Origin of the sequence: Lachnoclostridium sp. An138 (assembly GCF_002160765.1) — a bacterium.
GTDB lineage: Bacteria > Bacillota > Clostridia > Lachnospirales > Lachnospiraceae > Laedolimicola > Laedolimicola faecalis.
The window spans coordinates 30,921-54,627 of the sequence record NZ_NFLF01000002.1; the positions used below are offsets into that span (position 1 = coordinate 30,921).

The following is a 23,707-nucleotide window of genomic DNA, read 5'->3' on the forward strand; positions in this document are numbered from 1 at the left end:
GCTTCTGAATTGCTGTATTTCAGCGGAAACAGCGCTTCCTCATTCCGTATACCGGGTATATGCAGGAAGCAAACCGGCCTGCGAATCAGCAGGTAGCTCCGCCAACCAGATGAAGCTGCGCATCCAGAATTTCCTGCTTTCTTGCCAGAATGTCATCAGAAAGAAGCTGTGCTTCCACATTCTCAAATCCAAGTCTCTCAATCGTCGTCGCGAAACGCTCTCCTGTATGACCCTGCTCGCGGTACAGAAGAATCGCCTTTTCGATAACAGAAAGCGCCTCTTCTTTATCTGTGAACACTTTGGAAAGAGCTCTTCCCTGCGCTACGCTCTTGCCCCAGCGTCCGCCGATATAGATTTTATAGCCGTAGGTGCCGTCTTCGATGCAGTCAAAGGGGCAGCTTCCGATGCAGCGTCCGCAGTTGTTGCAGACATCATGGTCGATCTCCATGACGCCGTCCACCAGCTTTGCCGCGTGAACGGGACAGGCTTTCTCCACCGCGCACTTCTTGCAGCCATTGCACTCATCCTCATCATAATTGGGAATCCGCTGGCCGATAATGCCCAGATCATTCAGATCCGGCTTCACACAATTATTGGGACATCCTCCTACCGCAATTTTGAATTTATGGGGAAGCTGTACCTGGCGGTATCCCTCATAAAATCTGTGATGAATTTCCTCGGACAGCCCGAAGGAATCCAGCAGTCCATACTGGCAGGTGGTTCCCTTACAGGATACTACCGGGCGCACCTTGGAACCGGTTCCTCCGGTTACCAGACCGGCTTTTCCGATAAACTCACAGAACTCATCGATCTTGTCATAGGGAACTCCGGGAACCTCCACCGTCAGACGCGTGGTATACGTTACCGTACCATTTCCGTATTTCTCCGCCGCCTCTGCGATCACTCTCTGCTGCTCGGCCGTAACCTTTCCGTTTACCGTGATAATACGGGCAGAAAAATTGTCTGTTCCTTTGTTGCTTAAGAATCCGCGGGCCTTTACCTTCTTTTCATCCGCCGCGCTGATGGTCAGTGTCGCCATACTTAAAGTCCTCCTTATTTATCTTTGTTCTTTGCTCTTTATCATAAGGCCGGTACCCGGTCGCCGCAGGCGCCGCGCCAGCCGCTGATCCGGTTTTACTCTTCCGTCCTGATTTCGTTGAAGGTTGTGCCGCCCTCCAGAACACGCGTATTGGTATATCCGTAATATTTCAGCCGGTTCTGAGTCATGTAGGCCCGTTTTCCTTTCGCGCAGACAATCAGAAGCTTTTCATCCTTTCCAAAGCCTTCTACCTCTCCGTTGATCTTTGTCAGATCAAGATAGGGCGCTCCTTCGATGGAGGGCTGCGGAGAAGCGTCTACCAGGCGGTAATCTTCCGCCGCTCCCGCCTCATACTCCGCCGGGGTAAAGGTCTCAAAAGCTCCGCTCATCTTATTCAGCAGAACATTCAGGGCATGGGCAAACGGATGAATCGCTGTGGAGAAAGGCGGGGCGTAAGCGAAATCCAGGTTCTCCAGCTGATCCACAGACGCATTCAGGGAGATGGCCGTCACCGCGATATCCGTTATCTTGTCTACCGCGCCGCTTCCCAGCACCTGCAGACCCAGGAATTTGCGCGTAGTCTTATCAGCCACCATCTTAATGATAAAATTTCCGGCTCCCGGATAATAATGAGCCTTGTCATCCACAACAGAAAGGGCCGTAACCACATCATAGCCTGCCGCCTTTGCCGCCGTCTCTGTCAGACCGGTGCGTCCCGCATTAATGCCGCCCGGAAGCTTCGCCACGCCTGTTCCCAGTACGCCTGCGTACTCCTTGTTCTTTCCGCAGATATCAGCCGCCAGCACACGGCCTGCGATATTGGCTGTAGAGCCCATGGGCGACCAGGCAGCCTCGCCGGTTTCGCGGTTCGTCACCATAGCGCAGTCGCCTGCCGCATAGACGTCTTCCACATTGGTGCGCATATATTTGTCTGTGAGAATCGTTCCCTTGAACATCTCGATTCCGCTTCCCTCAAGAAACGCGGTATTCGGACGGATGCCGATGGCGATCACTACAGCGTCTGCCTTTACAGCCCGCTTGCTGGTCTGCACCTTCTCCACCTTCCCATCTCCGAGAATGGCTTCCAGGGAAACTCCGGTCATGGGGTTTACGCCAGCCTCAGACATCTTATTTTCCACATATTCGCTCATCTCCGGGTCCAGGAAATTGGGGAGCACATGAGGCGCAAAATCAATCACATTTACACGGATGCCTTTGTGGGCCAGATTTTCAGCCACCTCAAGGCCGATAAAGCCGCCTCCGGCCACTACCGCGCGCTTGATTCCGCCTGCTTCCACAGCTTTCCTCAGCGCAATCGCGTCATCCGGCGTTCTCATAAAAAATACATTTTCCAGATCAAGCCCCTCTATCTGCGGGCGGAACGGAGACGCTCCGGATGCAATCACCAGCTTGTCATAGCTCCAGGTCTCCTCCTCTCCTTTATGTACCGCCGTAACCGTCTTTGCCGCGGTATCCACCGCAGTTACCTCCGTCTCGGTCTGTACCTGCGCTCCTGTCAGCTTTGAAAAAGATTCCGGCGTGTTGACAATCAGCTGCTCTCTCCCCGGAATCAGACCGCCAACATAATAAGGAAGACCGCAGCCTGCATAGGAAATATCCTTTCCCTTTGTCAAAATTGTGACCTCACAGCTGCGATCTTCCCGCATAAGCTTTGCCGCGACCTTCGTTCCTGCCGCAACACCTCCAACAATCAATACCTTCATCCGTTCATTCTCCTTTCCACCTGCGCACTCAGCCTTCTGTATTTCTGCGTCCTGCCGGTTCAAAAACTGTGTTCCCGCCACTTTCATGGTGTTCTTGTTTTGTATTATAGCACTTGCCAATCAATAAGTAAAATGATATTATTTTATTAAAAATATAGGAATTGCCTATGATATAAGGAGGAAAACTGTGACTATCCGTCATCTGAAAATTTTCATCGCAGTCGCGGAAACCGGAAAGATGAGCCTCGCTGCCAAACGGCTTTATGTAACCCAGCCCACGGTAAGCCAGGCCATCCGGGAACTGGAAGAACATTATGAAACCAGACTTTTTGACCGTCTTTCAAAACGCCTCTATATCACGGAACCGGGTGAGCATCTTCTGAAAATGGCCAAAGCCGCCGTACATTCCTTTGATGAAGTAGAACGGCAGATGCAGAGCGAAACCAAGACAGAGCATTTCCGCATCGGTGTCACAGTCACCATCGGCTCCTGTATGCTTCCGGCTCTCCTGGAGGATTTTCAGCGCATACGGCCCCACGTGGATACCTTCTCCTTCATCGGAAACACCCGGACTGTGGAAGACAAGCTGCTGCGTTCTGAGCTGGATGTGGGAATTGTGGAGGGTGTGATTCAGAGTCCGGATCTGATCAACCTCCCTCTTGTGGATGATTATCTGGTTCTGGCCTGCAGCTCCGGGCATCCTTTTGCCTGCCGCAGCACCTTTTCTTCTTTTGATTTGAAGGATCAGGATTTTGTCATGCGTGAAAAAGGAAGCGGAACGCGGGCCCTTTTCGAAGACTATATGCGGAAGAATCATATTCCCATTCACTGCCGGATAGAAGCTCCCTTTCCGGAAGCCATGAAGAATGCCATACTCTTTAATAACTGCCTGGCCGTTATCTCCGTACGCCTGATCCAGGACGAGATCAGAAAAGGCACGATCCATATGCTTCAGGACCCTGAAAACATATGGGACCGCACCTTCAAGCTGGTCTATCATAAAGATAAATTCATTTCGGACTCCATCCTGCTCTTAAAAGAGCTGCTGAGCCGCTATCCGAAGCCGGAAATCCCTCTGCACAGGGAATGAGAACAGCCGTCAGAAGTATACCAGCTCTTCCTCCGGCGCCGGCGCCGATTTCAGCGCCTTGGTATAGAGCACCGGGCCTTCCTCTCCGGAATATTCCTCTCTTTTCTGTACGGATACCTTTGCCGTCACTGTCAGCCACTGGCCGTTCTTCAGCTTATCCACATTCTGGCTTCTGCAGAGGAACCCGAGGAAAACCGTATCGTCCGCGCAGCAGGTCATGGCCCGCCGTCCCGGCACAAAATAGCCCGGCGTGATGCCTCTGGGCTTCATGACCCGTGCCTTGAAGCGGATCGTCTTTCCGTCATAATGCTCCGGATGGTCCATGGCGTCCACGTACCAGATACCGTAATCTATATCTCCGATATCCACAATCTCCGCATTCAGGTCGAAGGGCAGCTCGTCCTCATATTCAAAGAGCTCGCCCCCCTCTTTTTCAAACTCCACCTGGGCTCTCGGATTGACTGCCCGGATATTGCGCTTGTAGGAGGCTGCCTTCGTACCCTCCACGCAGCGGTTGAAAATCACCAGGTCCGAATCCTGTACCATATCCATAAACAGGGACTTCATGTTCTGCATATACAGATCGAAGGTACCCGCGTCCACCAGCGTGATTCCCTGGGCCGGGAACCATCCCTTTGGAAACTTCATGTCCCGGAACAGCTGCATTCCCCACATTCCATTGTACTCAATCATGACCTGGGTTGGCTTATATTTCTTCCTGCACTCCTCCAGAAATTCCGGATTGAACGCTTCCTTTCCTTCTACCTGCACCAGTTCTGTGTCATAAGATTCCAGCACATGCAGATCATATTCCTCTTCTCCTTCCTCACAGGCCAGCAGAAGAGTCTTTCCTCCATCTGAAAAATACGGGTCTGACAGCGTCTCCTGGATAAACGTCGTCTTGCCGCTCTCCAGGAAACCGTTCACCAGATACACCGGTACTTTATTTCCCAAACTCATGCTTTCATCTCCTATCCCTGCAGCTATACCTGAAACAGTTCCTTCAACGCGTCCTCATTAAGCTTGGAACCGATTACGCAGAGACGGCCTGTATATTCCGGACTTCCGCCCCGCACCTCGTATTCCTCCGGAACAAGGTCAAACTGCATCCAGCTTCCGTCCGTATTCTGAAGAATTCCCTTTGCACGCAGAATGATGCCGTATTCTGAGGAACCTTCCAGCTTCTCCAGCATCTGCTGCAGTTCCTCTGCTCCATAACGCCGCGGTGTCTCTACGCCCCAGCTTGTAAATACCTCGTCTGCGTGATGATGGCCTTCATGATCGTGGTGGTGATGGTGTCCCTCATGATCGTGGCAGCCGCAGGTACATCCCTCGCCGTGATCGTGCTCATGATCATGATCTTCATGGCTGTGGTGATGGTCATGGTCTTCATGATCATGATGGTGATGATGGTCGTGATCCTCATGGTCATGACCGCAGCCGCATTCGCCCTCATGGCCGTGTTCATGAGAATGTCCTCCCTCTTCATCCTGGTGGAAGCTGCTCATATCCAGCTCTGCATGATGCATGGCATCCAGGATCTGCTTTCCATTCAGCTCATCCCAGGGCGTAGTAATCATCGTAGCCTTCGCGTTATGCTCCCGCAGAAGAGCTGCAGTCTCCTGAAGCTTCTCCTCCGTCATGCTCTGGGTACGGCTTAAGACGATAGTCCCCGCATGTTCTACCTGATTGTTGAAGAACTCGCCGAAATTCTTCATATACATTTTGCATTTCTTTCCATCTACCACAACGATGGCGCTGTCAATATGAACATCCATGGACCCTGCCACATTTTCCACTGCTTTTACCACATCGGAAAGCTTGCCCACACCGGAGGGCTCGATCAGGATGCGGTCCGGAGCATAGGTATCCAGCACTTCCTTCAGGGCTGTTCCGAAATCTCCCACCAGGGAACAGCAGATACAGCCGGAATTCATCTCATTGACCTGGATGCCGGAATCCTTCAGGAATCCGCCGTCAATACCGATCTCACCGAATTCATTTTCAATCAGTACAATCTTCTCCCCCTGGAATGCCTCTTCCAGGAGTTTTTTAATCAACGTAGTCTTTCCGGCCCCCAAAAAGCCGGATATAATGGTAATCTCTGTCATTATTTTTCCTTCTTTCTCACATGCAGAGGCTTCCGCCTCCCAAACATCAGGTTTTGTATTAGCACTCTCTTCCGCGCACTGCTAATTATAGCACGTTCTTATTGTTTGTCAAATCCTGACCGTATAAAAAGACCGCCTGTTTCCCGAAGGATACAGACAGTCCCTTTTTCATCATTTCTTATGCAATCTTGCTCTTGGCAACCTCTGCCAGAGTCGCAAATCCTGCCGGATCGTTTACTGCCATGTCAGCCAGCACCTTACGGTTCAGCTGAACCTCTGCCAGCTTCAGGCCATACATGAACTTGCTGTAGGACAGTCCATTCAGACGGGCCGCAGCGTTGATACGCGCGATCCAGAGCTGACGGAACTGACGCTTTCTCTCTTTTCTTCCTGCGTAGGAAGTCGCCAGCGCTCTCATCACGGACTGCTTTGCCACACGATACTGCTTGCTTCTTGCTCCTCTATAGCCCTTTGCGAGCTTCAATACTCTGTTATGTCTCTTCTTAGCGCCTAAACCGCCTTTAATTCTTGCCATTTCTCTTTTCCTCCTTGAAATTTCCCGATTCTACGATATCTCTCTGGAACAGTGCAGCTTACAGATACGGAAGAATCTTCTTCATGCTCTTTACATTGGTAGCATCTGTGATCGTTGCTTTTCTGAGATTTCTCTTTCTCTTCTGAGATTTCTTGGTTAAGATATGGCTCTTATAAGCTTTCATTCTCTTGAGTTTGCCGGTTCCTGTCACTTTGAAACGCTTTGCAGCAGCTCTGCTTGTCTTAATTTTAGGCATTTTATATACTCCTCCTATTCTAGTCTGCCTGTAACCGTTCAGTACCGAATAGTTACATCTGCTTTTTCAATTTCTATTAAAATCAATTCCACATCCGTGGCTGATTCTCAAAAACTACTGACGCTTCTCTGTAAGAAACATCATCATCTGCCGGCCTTCCAGCTTCGGAGCCTTCTCCACTACCGCAATATCTGACAGCTTCTCGGCAAACACGTCCAGAATCTGCTTCGTCTTCTGCACATGCGCCATCTCTCTTCCGCGGAAACGCAAGGTCACCTTGACCTTATCGCCTTTCTGAATGAACTTCCTGGCCGCGCTTACCTTCGTGTTCAGGTCATTCTCTTCGATATTCGGTGACAAACGAACTTCCTTAATCTCAATCGTTTTCTGCTTTTTGCGGGCTTCCTTCTCTTTTCTGGCCTGCTCATATTTGAACTTACCGTAGTCGATAATCTTGCAGACAGGCGGCTTCGCTGTCGGCGCAATCTTTACCAGATCAAGTTCTGCTTCCCGGGCAATCCGCATCGCATCTTTGGCAGACATGATTCCAAGCTGCTCTCCATTCACCCCTATGAGGCGGACCTCCTTATCCCGGATCTGTTCGTTAATCATTAAATCGCTAATTGTAGTACCCTCCTTATATAAGAAAGAATCCAAAAAAAGTGGATAGTCAGACTATCCACTTGAAATATCATAACACAGGGTATATACTGACTATACCCGTCATGCCATAATTATAAACCTGAGACGCCTGCTGCGCTGAGGTGAGAGTGGATACTCTGCTTGCTGTCACTGAGTTATCATAGCATATCCGTATTCCAGTGTCAACCCATTTTTTATATCTTTCTGCCGCTTTTTTCATTACTTTTTTCATAACCTTTTTTATATCTTTCTGCGCCCCTGTCTATCCCTGCGCCGCAGCCGGGCGCGCAGAAGCAAAAGTCCTGCCGTTTCCAAAGACAGCAGTATTCCCGCCGTGGTGTAAAGAACGGGTTTATTCATGAAAAACTGAACCATCAGATTGGGAGTAATCAGCAGACGCAGGCTCTTTGTCCCGGCAGTGTTCCCGGCGGCGTCCCTGGCTGTCACCATAAGCTCCTGCCAGTAGTTTGCGCCTTGGATCTGCAGCACGATCCTGCCTTCGTTCTCCTTCAATTCCGAAGCGCTGTACACGGTCCTCTGTCCGTTCAGGAGCACGCTTACCTCCCGGAGCCGCAGGTTATCCTGGATATCCAGCGTCAGTTCTTTCGTTCCTTCCCGGTAGCGGCCGCCGTCTTCCGCTCCCGACACGAGAATCACAGGAGCCGTCTTATCCACAGCAAATTCCAGTTTTCTTCCCTTCGTACCCGTATCTGAGGCATTTTCCGCCCTGTCCTCTGAATAAATGGTGACAAGATATATTCCTTCTTCTTCAAAATTTTCTTTTCCTATCGTATAAACGTACTGTTTCCATCCGGAAGACTCTTCCTGTTCCTCTGCAATATAATCTTTTCCTTCTTCCATGGTCCGTACTTTTCCATTCCGGCTGCAGATGATTTCCCGGAATTCCAGCGTATCCACATTGGTCTCTGTAATCACAAGATCCTGCTCCTGATTTGTGTAATAACTGCCCTCCGGACCTGCCAGAGCCTCCGTCTTTTCGTCAAATGTATAGACCGAGCCGAACCGGTTGACAGAAAAGCAGATCTGAGCCTGGCTTTGGTTTCCGGCCAAATCCCGGACAGATGCCTGAAGCGTATACAGATCATCCAGCTCCCGTACCTGCGGAAAGTCTTCCAGTTTCAGCGCCATACCGTTTTCCAGCTGCCTCCAGCTCCCTTTCCATTCCATCTGCCCATTCCGGTATCCGCTCAGAAGGATTTCCGTTCCGTCCGGATCGTAATTGGCATCTGAATACCGAAGGGCCGGGCGTACCTCTCCGTTGTTGGCCGACTGATCTGCCACATCGGAGAACACAAGCTTTGGCGGTGTCTGATCAATGACAAAGAGTTCTGTCCTGTATTCAGCCATTTCATTTCCTGCCAGATCCCATCCCCTGACCGCCAGCGTATAACTTCCATCCTGTGAAAAATTGATCTCAGCCGTATTGTGATCGCCTTCCCGTCTCCATTCGGAAATCGCCGGCAGGCTGTCTGCTTCTTCCTTGTCTGCTGTAACGATCACTTCTATCTGATCCTCCCGGAAATTATGCTCCAGGATATCTATGACCGCTCTGCGGCTGTCTGCATAATAGATTTCATTCCGGCTGTCCTCATTGTCCCAGGCCACACTCAGCTCCGGCGCTGTTCTGTCGATAGTAAATTCGTCTGTCTGTCCATAGACAGCCCGGTTCCCAGCCAGATCCTGGAAGGCCAGCGTAAATGTGTAATCTCCATCCTCCCGAAAGACAACCCTGCAGACATGGAGCGTATCGTCCCCGCTGCCGGAGGAGCTCCAGCCGCCGATCTCCGGAAATGCTCCATCTGTGCCGGTAATCTGAAAATCCACATCCCTTTCATCAAAGTTTCTCTCCCGAATCGTAACCACAGCTGTACGCTCCTGATTGTAATACTTTCCCTGAACCGGCTCAGCCGGATCATACTCCACCATAATTTCCGGAGGCGTCACGTCAATGTGATAGCTCCGGGTCACAGAATCTGCGTAACCCGCGTTATCCGTATAGCCGGCGCTGACTTGGACTCCATTCTCATTATTGGCAGCAGCATCCAGCGTCAGTTCCTGTACATATTCATAGATAAGCTTCCGCTCTGCTTTCCCGTCCAAGTCATTTCCCGCCTCTGCCGCGTAATCCCTGCTGCCTGAAAGGGTCGTCCCCCCAGTATACCACACAGTCTGAAGTCCGGAAAAGGTATCCCGAAGCGTCAGCCGAACGGTCAGATCGGTATTGTAGTACGCTGTCCCGTCTACTATCCGGGACGGAGGGGTTACAGCCGCGAGCTCTGCGGTGCCTGCCGCCCGGTGAAGGCTCTCACTCTCTACCGCATAATTCCTTTCCCTGGCCATACAGTGGCCTGCCCAGTCGTACACCTCCGTTCTGACCAGCCCCCTAAAATCTTCCGCGCCGAGAGGCAGCTCCACCTGAAAAGAACCAGCGGCGGCAGGCTGAAAACTCTGTGTCCGCACCTCCTCCTGTCCATCTTCGCTTCGGATCACAAACCGAATTTCACGGATTCCTGCCGTTTCATCCTTTCCGGATGCCTTCACAGCCAGCTTTTCCCCGGAAAAAATCCACCCGGAAGGCAGGTAATTCACCAAAGTTCCGCCGGAATATTCCAGGCTCACAGCCTCCGGCGGCGTCCGATCTACGACCGGATTCTCCCTGTGTACCACAGCGCCCGGCTCCTCCGGCCAGACCGCCTGATTTCCGGCCAAGTCAGATACCCCTATGGGGATGCTGTAGCAGGCCTCCGTATCAAGAGGAAGCTCTGCGCCCCAGACCCCGCGGCTGATTTCCCTGCCGGGAAGCTTCTCCAGATACGTGTTCAGCTCCGTCTGTTCCTTCCGGCTGGCTCCTCTGCTGTCCACTGCTTCAAACCCAAGAAGTGTCTCTTTCAGCTCCTGTACCCGGAAATTTCTGTCCTCCACCTGCAGACAGAGAGCCGCTGTTCCATCAAAATACACTCTTCCCTGACTTCTTTCCACCGGTTCCGCCGAATAGCTGAAGGAAATAACCGGGGCTGTCCGATCCACAACCAGCAGCGGGCTTTCATAAATACCTTCTTCCAGCGTGCCCTGGAGCAGAGTTTCCTCCCCTGCCGGGTTCTCTGCAGCATTTCCGGCCGCATCCCGGCAGGAAATCCGTATCCGGTAGTCTCCTTCTTCCGAGATCCGGAAGCTTCCCGACCAGACCGAATCCTCAGTCCGGCTCCATTGTATTTTTGTCTCTGTCAGCTCCTCCGTATTTTGTTCCATCCGAATAAGCTCACACCTGAAATTCTCCGGCGCCGCAGCATCTCCCTCTTCCGTCTCCGAAAATCCGGAAAACCTGTCCCGCACAGCGATTTTCACCGCAATATCCTCAGAATAATAGGAAACACAGTCTGCGTCCTGTGCCTGGGTCGCTGGCCAGTCTTCTCCATTTTTAAGAATATTTACCGCTTCCGGAACACTGACGCAGAGCCGGGGCGGCGCATGATCAAGGGCAAACCGGCTGTCTGCAGGGGGCTCTTCCTTCATAAAATTTCCAGCCCTGTCCCGGCAGCTGAGACGAAGCTCATAAACGCCTTCCTTTCCCGCTTCTCCATCGTAACCGAATTGGGCTGTATGTATTCCATCCGCATGGGTCCACTGCAAGGCTTCACTGTCTCCCGTATATTCTGCGGCTACCCGGTTCTCCGTCAGATTTACAACCTGAAGGCTTAGCAGACTGCTGTCCCACCCCTCCCTTTCTTCGATTGCAAATGTAAAAGCGATATCGTTCCCTTCCACATTTCTGTACAAGGGGATTCTGCCGTCCTCCCATTCTGCAGACCAGCTCCAGTCTCCCTGTGAGGAAAAGGATAAAAGCTCCGGTGCTTTGGAATCCACCACAAAAATCCCTGTGATAAAACCTCCTTTCCCGGTGTCTGTCAGCTGTCCAAAGCTTCCTTCTTCCATTGAAAGCGGATTTCCCGCGGCATCACAGTATGCCGCTTCTACCTGATACCGTATTCCGGTATTCTCTTCAGCAGGAAGTTCTACCCGTACGGAAATACTTCCGTCTTGAAACTCTCCCCATGTAATCCAGCCTTCCGTCTCCTCCCGGCTCAGAGGGCTTCCGTCTTTCAAAATTGTGATCTCCGGCGCCGTGATTTCTCCCGTTTCACTTCTCAGTTCTTCGTAAAAGGCTTCTGTAAAGGTCAGTGTGAGCCGGCACTCCTCCCGGGCGCTGTAGTGCTTTCCTTCCGCATCTTCCGAGGCCGAAGCCGTACAGACGGCACGGATAACAGGGGCTGTTTTATCCTTCCGGAACCTTACTGTCACCTGGGGCTCTTCCTGCTGCGCGCCCTCTCCCAGATCTTCATCCTGATTGCCATTCTGATTGTCGCTCTGTTCCTCGTTCTGATTGTCCTCCCGCTCTTTAAGCCGGAACTGATAAGCCCCGTCATAACAGAAATCTGTCTCTGTAAAAGCATAGACCGGCAGCTCTGAAGAAGCCTGTTCCATAACCGCCCACTCTGTGTCCTCCTGTTTCCTGTACTGAACGGCAGGCAGGCTTTCCCCAGCCCACTCCTCCGGCAGCGTAACGGTAAAAGTAGTGTCCCTGTTCACCCAGCCGTTTTCATTGGCCGTCTGATCCATACTGATATGTTCTTCCGATAAAGACAACTGTTCCTGCCCGCCGCTTTCCTCCACCATCGTTTCTTCCCCGGCAGACTGCGCCAGGATTTCCCGGTCCGTCCTTCCGCAAAGCAGCATCAGAAGGAGCAAAGCCGGAACCCAGCCGCTTTTTCTGCCCCTTATCCGGGATATTCCTCTTTTCACCTTCTCATTCCTCCTTTTTTCTAATCATCCGCAGTCCTTCGTCTCCTTTCCCCAATCCGCCAGCAGCTCAGTGGCTTCTTCCGGTCCGCTTCCCCCTTCCAGGTCTTCCTCTTCTTTCGGACTATTCTCCTCTTTCCTGTGATTCTCCTCTTCCAGCCTGCGGATCTCTCTCCTGGCACGACGTCCTGCCAGAAATTCTGCGGCCTCCCGGATATCCAGGCGGATAAACAGATACAAGGCGGTCCCGCTGCAGAGCAGTGTCCCTCCCAGACATAGCAGATACAGACTGCGATACAGGCTGATTTTCGACATCATTTCTTCCACTTATGATTTTCTCCATTTACATGCTCTCCTGTCCAAAAGCAGACAACACCACTCGTTCTGCCTGACGGAGCGCCGTCTCCAAAGCTTCCATCTCTTCCTGCAGCTGCCGGCGCATCTCCGGACTGATATCCTGAAAATCCTGTTCCAGATGTCTTTGTGTCTGCTCAATCTGCCCCAGCATCTCCTCCATCTCCACACCGTCATTCCGGAATTCGGCAGCATGAGAGATGATCTGTCCGGCCAGTTCTCCGTACATAACCAAGGCGGTACGTTCATTGTCCTCTTCCACCAGATTTCCCGCGGACAATTCTACCAGATCGTCCCAGTAGCCGCGAAAGCTGACAAAGCTGTCCCCCGCCTCATCTACCCTGCCGATTTGCGCATAATACTCTGAAATCCGTCCCAGCCTTCCGGCTCTCTCCTCCTGCCCCTTTTCCAGCTTTCCCGAAGCCGCCGCAAGTTTAAGATAATTTCCGGCATTCTTTTTATTCTCTTTCTCTTCAAATTTGTAAAAATACGCAAGGCCCGCCTCATAGGCAAACCGGGCGTAGCCTTTTCCGTTTTTCCGGAAGACCGCCTCAAAGGTCTGTCCATCTCCGGTGTACTGAATCAGAATCGCGCGCAGCCGGCTGCTTTCCTCTGACGTGAGAAGCCCGTCATCCAGAAAACCGTCCTTCAGAAGCCCCAGCCACGCATCCTCTCTGGAAGGACTTATACGGACAGCCTTCACATAGTTTTCGATCTCCTCTTCCTTATCCACGGAATTGCCTGCCGCCAGCAGGCAGGCTTCATAGCTGTTTCTCCGCGCTCCTGCTTCAAGGCCCAGGAAGATTCCCGCAGCAGTTCCCAAAAAAGCCGCTCCCAGAAGACAGGCCGCGAACTTTCGTACCTTCTTTTTCTGATTCTCCCGATAGGTTCTGTCCTGCTCCTGAAAATGCTCCAGCGCATAAAGAAGCTCCGCGCAGGACTGATACCTCTCTTCTTTCCTGCGCCGGGTACATCTGCCGATGATCTCATCCCAGCCCGCTAAGAAGCCTGGTCCGCATTCGCTGAGGGGCCGGAGCATATGGGGGCTTTCTCCCGTCAGCAGCTGAAACAGCATAACTCCAAGACAATAAATATCCGTCCTGGCGTCGCTCTGGTCCGTTTCCTCATACTGCTCCGGCGCCGCATATCCCCAGGTTCCCAGTGAAACTGTATCCTTCAGGCTCCCGGCCCTGTATTCCCTGGCCGCCCCGAAATCGATCAGAACCACTGTCCCGTCCGGCCGTTCCATCACATTGGAAGGCTTCAGATCCCGGTATATGACCGGAGGTTTTCTGCTGTGCAGATAGAGGAGCGCCCTGCACAGCTGCTTGGCCCAGTCCAACACCTTTTCCTGCGGCTGCGCCCCCTGCTGCAGAAGCAGCGTGTCCAGGGAAAGACCCTCCACGTAGTCCATGACTATCAGAAGCCGGCTGCGTTCCTCAATCACGTCCACGATGCTGGGAATTCCGGGATGCTTGAGCCTTTTCAGCATTTCGATCTCTTTTCTGTCCAGGGCCAGTCTTCCCCAGTCTCCCTTCGCAATCTCTTTGACAGCCCAGAATTTGTTTGCCCTTTCGTTCATGGCCAGATAGACCACACTCATGCCGCCCCTGCCTATGACATTCAGGATCTTATAGCTTCCGTTAATGACGGAACCGATTTTCAGCACATCCGCTTTCTCCTTCCCGTTGTTCTGTTTTAATATAAAATAAAAGCTGAAATTACTGGCGATACGCCGGAAATTCTCTCGGACCGACCGGTTCGATGAATCAGTGCATTTATGGTACTACAGAATCTTACAGATTTCAAGCCGAAACTTCTATTTTAGAAATTTTTAACATTTTGCGCGGCCGGCTGCCTCTGGGATCTCGGCCGTTCGGATATCTGGATAGGAGAAACAATTTTTCCTGTCCGCCGCGATCCTGCGCGCGCGCAAAAGACGGAGAGCAGCCGTACCGCCGCTCTCCGTCTTATTCCGCAGAAGAAACACCCGCCAAAGCTCTGCGTTTCATCTTTCTGCCTGCGTTTTCAAACCTTCTTTTTCTATCATTTTTAATTTCTTCTCAGTGCCTCGATAGGACTTAAGCGCGCTGCCTTTTTGGCCGGATAGATTCCAAAGAAAATACCGACCGCGGAAGAAAACAGCGTAGCCGTAATGATGGTCCCAATGCTGAGATCCGGTGAAATGCCAAGCATCGGAAGGGAACAAATGCCGTAGGCCCCCAGAAGGCCCAGGACAATGCCGATGACGCCGCCGATACAGGTGATGATCGCCGATTCTGCCAGGAACTGCATCATAATCGATCCGGTTCTCGCTCCAAGAGCTTTACGGATTCCGATTTCTCTGGTCCGCTCGGTAACGGATACCAGCATAATATTCATTACACCGATTCCGCCTACCAGCAGGGCAATGGCGGCTACCAGAGCGATAAAGGCCGTAATCATGTCCAGCACGCTTGTAATCTGCGCGATCTGGCTGTCTGCGTCCTGAAGCAGAAAGGCATCCTCACCCTGTACGTGATGACGGTTTTCCAGAAGCTTCATGGCGTCGCTTCCCACCGCCTGGGAATACTCGCTTCCCTCGGAAATAATATAAATAGAATAAAATTCATCCAGCTCATAGCCAAAGGCAAAGTTCGCTGTGTACGGCATGTACATGGTCACATAGCTGGAGGAATACATCATGGAATCCACAAGGCCTCCCTCTGACTGTTCTTCCTGGATCACGCCGCAGATGGTGATTTCGTGAGTGATATTATAGATGGTGGCCTCTACCGTCATACCCACCACATCGTCGGTGCCGAACAGCTTGATGGCGTCGCTCTGTCCGATCACCGCCACCAGATTCATTGCTTCCACATCCGAATCCGTAAAGTAATGGCCGTATTTCATCTCCGGATTATGAGTATACTCCAGATCTGCTGTTCCTGTAGAGGCAATCACATCAAAATTTCCCTTCGGCGACAGAAGTGTTCCCATCATACTGTCTGAAGGTGTCACTCCCTTTACATGGGGGACCCGTTCCTTAATGGCCTCCATGTCTTCCGGGGTAATATACTCTCCGGCATCTCCTCCATCGCTGTTGGAATAAATATAAATCTGTCCTCCGGCAATGGCATTCAGCGCATCGCTCATCTCCGTCTTCGCGCCTCCGCCCACGGACATAATCATGATGACAGAAGAAATTCCGATAATAATGCCAAGCATAGTCAGAAAGGAACGGCCCTTATTGGCCCGGATATTATCAATGGCCATTTTTACATATTCATACAGCTGTGCCATTTTTTATCCCTCCACCGGCGTCACGCGGGTTCCCTCCTGGATTCCGGCTGTGATTCCGCCGGATACGACCCTGTCTCCAAATTCCAGACCGGATTTGATTTCTGTATAGTCATCCGCAGACAGGCCTGTTTCCACATTCTTTCTCACCAGCGTGCCATCCTCCTGCACCACATAGCAGAAGCTTCCATCCTGCCCGGAGTTGATGCACTCTGTGGGAACCACAAGCACATCTGTCGCCTCCTGTCCGTTTACAGACACTGTGGCTTCCAGTCCCAGATAAATATTTTCATCTGGATTGTCAATCTTGATCTGGGCAGTGACTACCGGGGTTCCCTGGGCGTTGGCCTCTGCGATACGGCTTAAGCTTGTAACAGTGCCGCTGTACTCATGGCCTGCCAGCGTGACCACTGCCGTCTGGCCTTCTGCCATTTTTTCCAGATCGTATTTGGTAATGCTCATCTCCACCACCACGTCCTCGTTGCTGGCAACTGTGAAAAGCTCTCCGCCTTTGGCTGCCGGGCCGCCGGGAACGGCAGACACGCTTGTGACTACTCCGGAAAATTCGGCCTTGATTCCCTCTTTTCCTTCTGTAATATCATCCTTTGTCATCTGCGCGTTCAGATCGCTGAGGTTTTTGTTTGCAGCGAGTTCGCTCCTGGCTGCCGAGGACAGAATGGCTGCATCTGTGGAATCCTGAATTCCCTCTTCCTCCGCCTTGCTGCTCTCCAGCTTCTGCTTGTTTTCCTGGGAATCCTCCAGCCGTCCCTGATACTCGTCGAGTTTGATGACAATGTTATTATAATTATCCTGCTCTGCCTGAATACTCTTTTCCAGCTCCGGAAGCTTCGCCTGGGCCTCCTGAGCGGCCGGCGCGGCCTCATCCACTGCCGCCTGGGCCACAGTTACCGCATCCTGAAGCATTTTATACTCCTCAGACGCCGGGTCCAGCGTAGAAGATTCAAGAGCCGTCTGAGCTGATTTCAGGGCTGCGTTCTTTTCCTCCAGAGCCGCTACCGCCGCCTGCGCCTGAGCCTGCTGCTCCTTCAGGGATGCCAGCTTATTCGCGGAATCCCCCTGATATCCTGTGTACTCGCGGACTCTGTCATTCAGATGATCCAGATTATCGTCTTCCTCGTCCAGCTGCCGGTTGATGATATCCAGGGCTGCGGTGGAACGGTTATACTCTGCCACGTTTTCATTGTCTTTGGAAATAGAATCCTGATAACTGTAATTGGCCGCGCTTCCGGTCAGCTCCGCCTGCCGGTACAGCTCATCCAGCTCTGCCGCGTCATAGGTAAGAAGCGTCTCTCCCGCTTCCACCGTGTCTCCTACCTTCAGACTGAAGCTGTCTACAGTAGCTGCCACTGGTGAAAAATAAGTCTTTACCTCCTCAGACTGTACGGTTCCGCTGCCGTCTATCACCTGCTGCACCGTTCCAAGAGAGGCCTCCGCCACGGTGACCACCGGCAGGATCTCCGGCGCAAACAGTCTGGGAAGCACCGTAACCGCCAGCAGCGCCGCCACGATTCCCCCGATAATAATGCGTTTTTTCCGTTTCTTTTTCTGTTCAGGCGTAAGGGGCGCCTTCTCCTTTTTTTCCTTCTTTTCTTTTTTCTCTTTTCCTTCTTTCATCTCCCGGATCTTTCTGCCCTTTCCAAAAAGACCCTTCTTCCGTTCTTTCTCCGCCTGCGCCTCCCGATCCTCTTCCCACTCGTCCAGCAGGCTTTTCTGGCTTTCTTCCGGCTCCGGCTCCAGATAAGTCATGGTCTCAGAATCTTCCTCAAATTTTTTCTTCTTTCCAAACATCACTTATTCTCCTCATCTTTATAGCGAGCGCCGCGAGGATCAGCTCCCCCGCAGCTTTGCTGCGCTGACTATTTTCATGCCCCGTCAGTTTACTGCGGGGTATTTCATTTCCGTCCCTGTCAAAATGTCACATCAGGATTGATGGTATCTGACTCGATTCTGCCGTCCAGAATTCGGATGACCCGTTTGGCCTGGGCCGCAATTCCGTTATCATGGGTGATCAGAATGACTGTTCTTCCGCCTTTGTACAGTTCCTTCAAAATCTGAAGAATCTCTTTGCTGGAAGCGGAATCCAGATTTCCGGTGGGCTCATCAGCCAGAATCACCGGAGGCTTCGCCGCGATCGCTCTTGCGATAGCCACCCTCTGCTGCTGTCCTCCGGACATCTCATTGGGCTTGTGATCCATTCGATGAGAAAGACCTACGATCTTCAGCGACTCTACCGCCAGCCGGTCCCTTTCCTTTTTGGGAACGCCCCGGTAAATCAGCGGAAGTTCCACATTCTCCTGAGCCGTCAGATTACTGATCAGATTAAAGCCCTGAAAGATGAAGCCTATCTCTCTGTTGCGGATGTCTGACTGTTCATCGTCTGTCAGCGTAGACACATCCCGGCCGTTCAGATAATATTTTCCGGATGTAGGCACATCCAGACAGCCCAGCATGTTCATGAGCGTGGATTTTCCGGAGCCTGACTGGCCGATAATCGCCACAAACTCCCCCTTTTCTATGGAAAGACTCACATGGTCCAGGGCCCGCACCTCATTTTCGCCGGGATTATAGACCTTGCAGATGTCTTTCACCTCCACCAATGCACTCATTTCATTCTCCTCTTTTTACATTCTGTCTCTGAATTTGTGTTATTGTATTATTCACATAATACAATAACACATTTCGCTTTTAATACAAGCATCTTCATAAAATCTTAAAAAAAGCTTAAAAATCTTCTTCTCTCAGTTTCATAACGAACGTCAGACGTCTTTTTCTTCATTTTTTCCATATATTTTATAAAAAAGGTCCTGTTTCCTATGAAAAAACTTTTAATCGCAGGATATGAAACCCAAACTGCTGGCTACCGCAGCGCCTTTTCCTTGCTTGGAGCCTGCGCCGACCCGCTTGCTTTCCCACCGGAGCGTCATGACTCCGGCTCTCTGCGCGCGGCCCAGCCGGGTATCTGGTCCATGGCCTGTCTCTACGACGGGCTTGTCCTCCCGGGAGGCGGAGATATTTCTCCTGCCCTGCTTCATTGTCCGAATATGGGCTCCCGAAACATCGACGAGCCTCTGGACCATATACAGTTTTCCCTGCTCTACGCTTTTATAGAGGCCGGAAAACCTGTCCTCGGCATCTGCAAAGGCCTTCAGGTTATCAACGCGGGCTTTGGAGGGACGATTCGGCAGGATCTGTGCCCTGCCTCTCTGGATCTTCATGCCTGGGAGGGCCGGGACCGCATCCACCGGACAAAGGCCGCAAAAGGAACCTTTCTGTACCGGCTCTACGGTTCCCGCCCCCTGGTGAACAGCGCACACCATCAGGCCGCCGGCTCCATAGGCCAGGGTCTGCGTGTGGCCCAGTACGCGGAGGATTTTGTGGTGGAAGCCCTCTATCACGAACGTCTGCCTGTCTTTGCCGTCCAGTGGCACCCGGAGCGCTTGTGCTTTTCCCAGGCAAAAGACGGTATGGAAGACGGCTCCCGGCTGCTTTCATACTTTCTCTCACTGCTCTGAGCAGGGAAGGCATTCCCGGAAAAAGCGGAAAAAGTTTCCTCCTATAAGACCGGCTGCGGTCTCTTCCTTCATTCCGCGGGCCAACAGCATGGCTGTAAACTTTATCATTTCCCCGTGATGAGCCAGAATGTCATCGTTCTCCGTCTCAAAACGGATACGGGGCGTGGCGTCAGAAAGTCCCCGGCACAGGTCAAAACCGCAGCCCACATGGGCGCTGCCTGCCTTCGACACCAGATATTCCGCATGGCGGCAGAGCTGCTCCAGCTTCTCCTCCTGCGGACTGGCTGCCTGGCTTTCAGGCACGGAGGGACCGGCCAGCAGCGCGCAGGCGTTCAGACCGATGACGCCTCCCCTCCCGGCCACTGCTTCGATCTGATCGTCCCTTAAATTCCTGTAATTGGGATGTATCTTCCAGGCATTGGAATGGCTGGCGATAAAAGGCCTCTTCGCACAGGCGCACAGATCGGCAAAGCCCTCATTATTCAGATGGCTCACGTCCACATACATGCCAAGCTCCTCCATCCGTGCCACGGCTTCGCGGCCAAGGTCCGTGAGGCCGCCCGGAATCTCCCGGAATTCGCCGGCCTTGCAGCAGCCTGTGGCAAAAGCATTTCTGCGGCTCCAGGTAAGGCCTGCTCCCCGCACTCCCAAATCATAAAATGCCCGGAGAAGAGACAGATCATTTCCCAAGGGGTCCAGTCCTTCCAGAGAAAGCAGAACTGCTGTCTGCCCTCCGGCGGCCGCCCGTTCCAGCGCTTCCCGGCTGTCTGCCACGCAGATCTGATCCTGTACGGATTCCAGATCCTCCCGAAGAGCCGCAGTCTGTCCCAGCGCCCTCCGGAGTCCTGACTCCGGCAGCTCCCTGCCCGGCACATAGATCGAAGAAACAATCAGATTCACCGAAGCCTCACGAAAATGAGGGAGATACCGCCGTTCCACCACATGTCTCTCTCCCGCAAGCCGTCTTTCGTACACCTCCGCAGCCAGATCAAAGTGCGCGTCCACCACCATGTTTTCCCTATGTAACCATTTCGCCCATTCCAGAAATACCTCTTCCAGCAGAACCGCCTCCTGTTTTGTTTTACGTTTTACTGTGTGATGCCCTTGCCCGCAAGGGGAAACGTGCCTTAAAAGGGCTGCCGGTTCATACCGCTTTGGCCCCCCTTAAGATGCACGAAAGAGACTATCCGTAAAATCCATGTCTTGATAAAGCCCCGGATCTTTATGAAGTAGTCTCTTTCTGTACTCTCTATTTCAGAGCGAAAAAACCGTTGTCTGAATTTTGCGGAACGCTCCCCTTGTTCTTCTGCTTTCTTCTGTATTATAAATTATGCGCGCTCTGACGGAAAGGTCACCTCCGCCGTAAAAAGATCCGCGTCCACTTTGATCCGGAGCCGCCCTCCGCAGGCTTCCGTAAAACTTCTGGCAATGGATAGTCCCAAGCCGCTTCCTCCATCCGTACGGCTTGCGTCTCCTCTCACAAAACGCTCTGTGAAATCCAGCTCCGCATCCAGCTCCACCGCTGAAGTATTCTTCACCACAGCCTGCGCCTGCCCCTCTGCTGCAGAAAGGGACAGATATATCCGCGACCCCTTCAGGGAATACTGCAGCGCATTCTGCAAAAGGTTTTGAAACACTCTGTACAGACGCTGTCCATCCGCCCGGATCATAACCGGCTCCTCCGGAATATATGCGCGCAGCACAAGTCCGCTCTTTTCTATCTGCGTATCCATATCAGCCAGCGTCTGGCGCAGAAGCTTGCCGAAATCCAGTTCTTCCAGCATAACCGGAAGCTGTCCGGAGGCTGCTTTGCTCACCTCAAACACATCCTGAACCATAGTTCCCAGCCGCTCCGATTTTTCGCCGAGAATCCGGATATAGTCCTTCACATGCTCCGGCAGTTCCTCTTCCTGCTTTAGAAGCTCAATATAACTGACAATCGAAGTCAGCGGCGTCTTCAAATCATGAGAGACATTTGCCACCAGCTCTACCTTCATCCGTTCGCTCTTTGTCCGCTCCGCCAGGGCTGCCTCCATTCCCTGCTGTATCTCATTCAGATTTTCTGCAGCCTCTCTCAAATCCGTATCCCGGGGAAGCTCCAGTCTTTCTGACAGCTCCCCTGCCCGCACCGCCGCGATCTGCTCTGTCAGGGCCCCCATATCTTCCGCCAGCCTGCGGTTCTTCTTCATATAAATCAGACTGCAGATCAAGGCCAGCACCGCGCACACCAGCAGAATCAGGAGAACCAGTACCGCAGCATCCCAGTACAGCCAGTCCCAAAGCATCACCCAGAACCAGGCCAGCACCGCCAGCAGAAGCAGAAGGGGCGCAAATACCAGCCACTGCCTCTTCACCATCCGTTTCTGAAACGGCCGTTCCAGATCAGCGGTCCGCAGGCTGTCCCGGAAGGGCGCAAGAAGGCTTTTCTGCCTTCCTTTGCTGTATTTTCTGTCCAGAAAGCCAAAATACAGCAGCCAGAACCAGAGTACCGGCGCAATGCCGCCAAGAAACATGACCCGGAGGCTTCCGGTCAGAAATCCGAGCACCAGGAGCACAACCGGCAGGCACCAGAACAGCAGGAATTTTATTTCATACCATACTTTCCCCAATTGTTTTCCGAGCCATTCACGCGCTTCCTGCCGCTCTTTCCGAAGCCGGAAGGCCAGAAACAGAAAAAGGAGAGCCGCTCCCAGTAAGGCTGCCTGCACCGCGAGCGCCTGTCTCTGGTCCCGCAGGTTCTCCTGCATGGAATACAGATCCCATCCTCTCTGTACCGTTCCCTGTCCGTAGTTTTCCACATAAAGCTTCGGTTCCTTCGCCGCAGCCAGAAAGACTACCGCCTCTTTCGCGTCTCCTTCCACCTGAAAATTCGCATATCCCGGCACATACCAGCGGCTGTCATTCCGGTAGATTCCGTCCCCATAGACGTCTACCGGCTGTCCGTCTTTGGTAATCTCCACTCTGCCGTCCCCGTTTCCATTGTAAAGAAGAGTGAAATTGTACTCTTCTTCCGGAACAAAGGAAGCAAAATCCGGTATCCCGCTTTCCTGAACCTCCTGCCCGGACAGGCCGTCCAGATTCGTATACAGCAGCTTTCCCTGGTAAACCACCGCAAAAAGCAGATTTCTGTCCCGGGATAATTCTTCCATATAAGCTGTCAGCTCATCCGCCGGCGTACTGTCTGCCGCCTCATCCGAACCTGTGTCCATGGTTATCTCTACAGCTGCTTCCGAAGCAGCTGTAGAGCCTCCGAAAAGGCTCGCCCACCAGTCGGAGAAATCAAAGCCTGTTTCATAGGAGACAGCAGTCTCATAGGCTGTGCCATAGCTGTAATCATACCATTCTTCCCCTCCTGCCGCCGCGCCAATCAAAGTCTCCAGACGGCCGGAAATGAAAGCCGCAAATTCCTCTGTCTCCTGATAATCCGTCCCTGCCTGGAAATCAGTCTCTGCCAGCCGCTGCATCATGGAAAAGAAATTCACAAGCAGAAGCGTCAGACCCAGGAAGAAGGCTGCAAAACTAAGGATGATTTTCGATTTTTTCCATTTTGTATCCAATTCCCCACACCACCTTTAAATATTCCGGTTTTCTGGGATTGAGCTCGATCTTTTCCCGAATGCGCCGGATGTGGACCATAACCGTATTCTCCGCTGCGAAGGCATCCTCTTCCCAGACTCTCCGGTATATCTCTTCCGCCGGAAAAATCCGTCCCGGGTTTCTCATCAGAAGCTCTATGATCTTTGTCTCTGTGGCCGTCAGCTTTACCGCTTCCCCATCCGCGTAGAGTGTCCGCTCCGAAGGCCGGTAACAAAGCCGTCCGTTGCGGATTCCATCGTCCTGCGTCTCCGCATGGATATCACCAAGCATCGTATACCGCCGCAGATGGCTTTTTACCCGGGCTAAAAGCTCCTGGGACGAAAAGGGTTTTGCCACATAATCATCAGCTCCCATGGAGAGCCCGAGAATCTTGTCTGTCTCTTCGCTTTTGGCACTCAAGACAATGATCGGAATATTCTTCCGTTCCCGAATCTTCAGGACCGCCGACAGCCCGTCCAGGCGCGGCATCATCACATCCATGATAATCAGCCTCACCGGCTGCTCCACTGCCAGCTCCAGCGCTTCCATTCCATCATAGGCTTCCAGCACCCGGTAGCCCTCCTTCTCCAGTAAGAGAGCGATGGCTCTTACAATTTCACGGTCATCGTCCACCACCAGCACACACTCGTTCATCTCATTCCCGTCCCCTTCGTTTTATATCTCTGCACCCGGATTCCGCGCGCCTTCCGGATACGGTTACAGAGTACCCCTCATTTCTTACAAAAGCTT

The 23,707-nt window shown here is 52.3% G+C and carries 18 protein-coding genes; 2 read left to right on the forward strand and 16 right to left on the reverse strand.

The window, feature by feature from the left end:
- Positions 1 to 85 precede the first annotated feature (85 nt).
- Entirely contained in the window at positions 86 to 1,039 is a 954-nt protein-coding gene (locus B5E82_RS01915; protein WP_087305724.1) for a 4Fe-4S binding protein, read from the reverse strand.
- A gap of 95 nt (positions 1,040 to 1,134) precedes the next feature.
- Positions 1,135 to 2,763 carry an FAD-dependent oxidoreductase gene (locus B5E82_RS01920; RefSeq protein ID WP_087305929.1) on the reverse strand — a complete coding sequence of 543 codons (1,629 nt, stop codon included), beginning with the start codon at positions 2,761 to 2,763 and terminating at the stop codon, positions 1,135 to 1,137.
- 187 nt (positions 2,764 to 2,950) lie between these two features.
- On the opposite strand from B5E82_RS01920, the gene B5E82_RS01925 reads away from it, so the two are divergent.
- A complete protein-coding gene (locus B5E82_RS01925) occupies positions 2,951 to 3,853 on the forward strand; it encodes a LysR family transcriptional regulator (RefSeq protein ID WP_087305725.1) in 903 nt (300 codons plus the stop codon).
- A gap of 9 nt (positions 3,854 to 3,862) precedes the next feature.
- On the opposite strand, the gene B5E82_RS01930 is transcribed toward B5E82_RS01925, so the two are convergent.
- The 11 genes from B5E82_RS01930 to B5E82_RS01980 form a co-directional block, all read right to left on the reverse strand.
- Positions 3,863 to 4,813, reverse strand: a complete 951-nt coding sequence (locus B5E82_RS01930) for a TIGR03943 family putative permease subunit (RefSeq protein WP_087305726.1) — start codon at positions 4,811 to 4,813, stop codon at positions 3,863 to 3,865.
- A 23-nt stretch (positions 4,814 to 4,836) separates the two neighbouring features.
- Positions 4,837 to 5,964, reverse strand: a complete 1,128-nt coding sequence (locus tag B5E82_RS01935; RefSeq protein ID WP_087305727.1) for a CobW family GTP-binding protein — start codon at positions 5,962 to 5,964, stop codon at positions 4,837 to 4,839.
- A gap of 178 nt (positions 5,965 to 6,142) precedes the next feature.
- Positions 6,143 to 6,499 (reverse strand): 50S ribosomal protein L20, encoded by a 357-nt coding sequence (gene rplT / locus B5E82_RS01940; RefSeq protein WP_087165852.1) that lies wholly within the window; start codon positions 6,497 to 6,499, stop codon positions 6,143 to 6,145.
- Between the two features lie 58 nt (positions 6,500 to 6,557).
- A complete protein-coding gene (rpmI, locus tag B5E82_RS01945; RefSeq protein WP_087165851.1) occupies positions 6,558 to 6,755 on the reverse strand; it encodes a 50S ribosomal protein L35 in 198 nt (65 codons plus the stop codon).
- Between the two features lie 114 nt (positions 6,756 to 6,869).
- Entirely contained in the window at positions 6,870 to 7,367 is a 498-nt protein-coding gene (gene infC / locus B5E82_RS01950) for a translation initiation factor IF-3 (RefSeq protein ID WP_087305728.1), read from the reverse strand.
- A gap of 270 nt (positions 7,368 to 7,637) precedes the next feature.
- Entirely contained in the window at positions 7,638 to 12,218 is a 4,581-nt protein-coding gene (locus B5E82_RS01955) for a hypothetical protein (RefSeq protein ID WP_087305729.1), read from the reverse strand.
- Between the two features lie 24 nt (positions 12,219 to 12,242).
- Positions 12,243 to 12,542, reverse strand: coding sequence for a hypothetical protein (locus tag B5E82_RS01960; RefSeq protein WP_140393062.1), 300 nt, complete (start codon positions 12,540 to 12,542; stop codon positions 12,243 to 12,245).
- A 16-nt stretch (positions 12,543 to 12,558) separates the two neighbouring features.
- Entirely contained in the window at positions 12,559 to 14,238 is a 1,680-nt protein-coding gene (locus B5E82_RS01965; protein WP_087305731.1) for a serine/threonine protein kinase, read from the reverse strand.
- Between the two features lie 383 nt (positions 14,239 to 14,621).
- Entirely contained in the window at positions 14,622 to 15,851 is a 1,230-nt protein-coding gene (locus tag B5E82_RS01970) for an ABC transporter permease (protein ID WP_087305732.1), read from the reverse strand.
- A 3-nt stretch (positions 15,852 to 15,854) separates the two neighbouring features.
- Positions 15,855 to 17,657 carry an efflux RND transporter periplasmic adaptor subunit gene (locus B5E82_RS01975; protein WP_087305733.1) on the reverse strand — a complete coding sequence of 601 codons (1,803 nt, stop codon included), beginning with the start codon at positions 17,655 to 17,657 and terminating at the stop codon, positions 15,855 to 15,857.
- Positions 17,658 to 17,776: 119 nt separating this feature from the next.
- Positions 17,777 to 18,475 (reverse strand): ABC transporter ATP-binding protein, encoded by a 699-nt coding sequence (locus tag B5E82_RS01980; RefSeq protein ID WP_087305734.1) that lies wholly within the window; start codon positions 18,473 to 18,475, stop codon positions 17,777 to 17,779.
- A 207-nt stretch (positions 18,476 to 18,682) separates the two neighbouring features.
- On the opposite strand from B5E82_RS01980, the gene B5E82_RS01985 reads away from it, so the two are divergent.
- The gene (locus tag B5E82_RS01985) at positions 18,683 to 19,381 is read left to right on the forward strand and encodes a gamma-glutamyl-gamma-aminobutyrate hydrolase family protein (RefSeq protein WP_087305735.1); all 699 of its coding nucleotides are present in this window, start codon (positions 18,683 to 18,685) and stop codon (positions 19,379 to 19,381) included.
- On the opposite strand, the gene B5E82_RS01990 is transcribed toward B5E82_RS01985, so the two are convergent.
- The 3 genes from B5E82_RS01990 to B5E82_RS02000 form a co-directional block, all read right to left on the reverse strand.
- Positions 19,370 to 20,443 (reverse strand): dipeptidase, encoded by a 1,074-nt coding sequence (locus tag B5E82_RS01990; RefSeq protein WP_330398233.1) that lies wholly within the window; start codon positions 20,441 to 20,443, stop codon positions 19,370 to 19,372. The genes B5E82_RS01985 and B5E82_RS01990 overlap by 12 nt on opposite strands.
- Positions 20,444 to 20,709: 266 nt before the next feature.
- Complete coding sequence (locus B5E82_RS18380) at positions 20,710 to 22,938, reverse strand: HAMP domain-containing sensor histidine kinase (protein ID WP_242966225.1); 2,229 nt, start codon at positions 22,936 to 22,938, stop codon at positions 20,710 to 20,712.
- Positions 22,901 to 23,611, reverse strand: a complete 711-nt coding sequence (locus tag B5E82_RS02000; RefSeq protein WP_087305737.1) for a response regulator transcription factor — start codon at positions 23,609 to 23,611, stop codon at positions 22,901 to 22,903. The genes B5E82_RS18380 and B5E82_RS02000 overlap by 38 nt, the downstream gene beginning before the upstream one ends.
- Between the last annotated feature and the right edge of the window lie 96 nt (positions 23,612 to 23,707).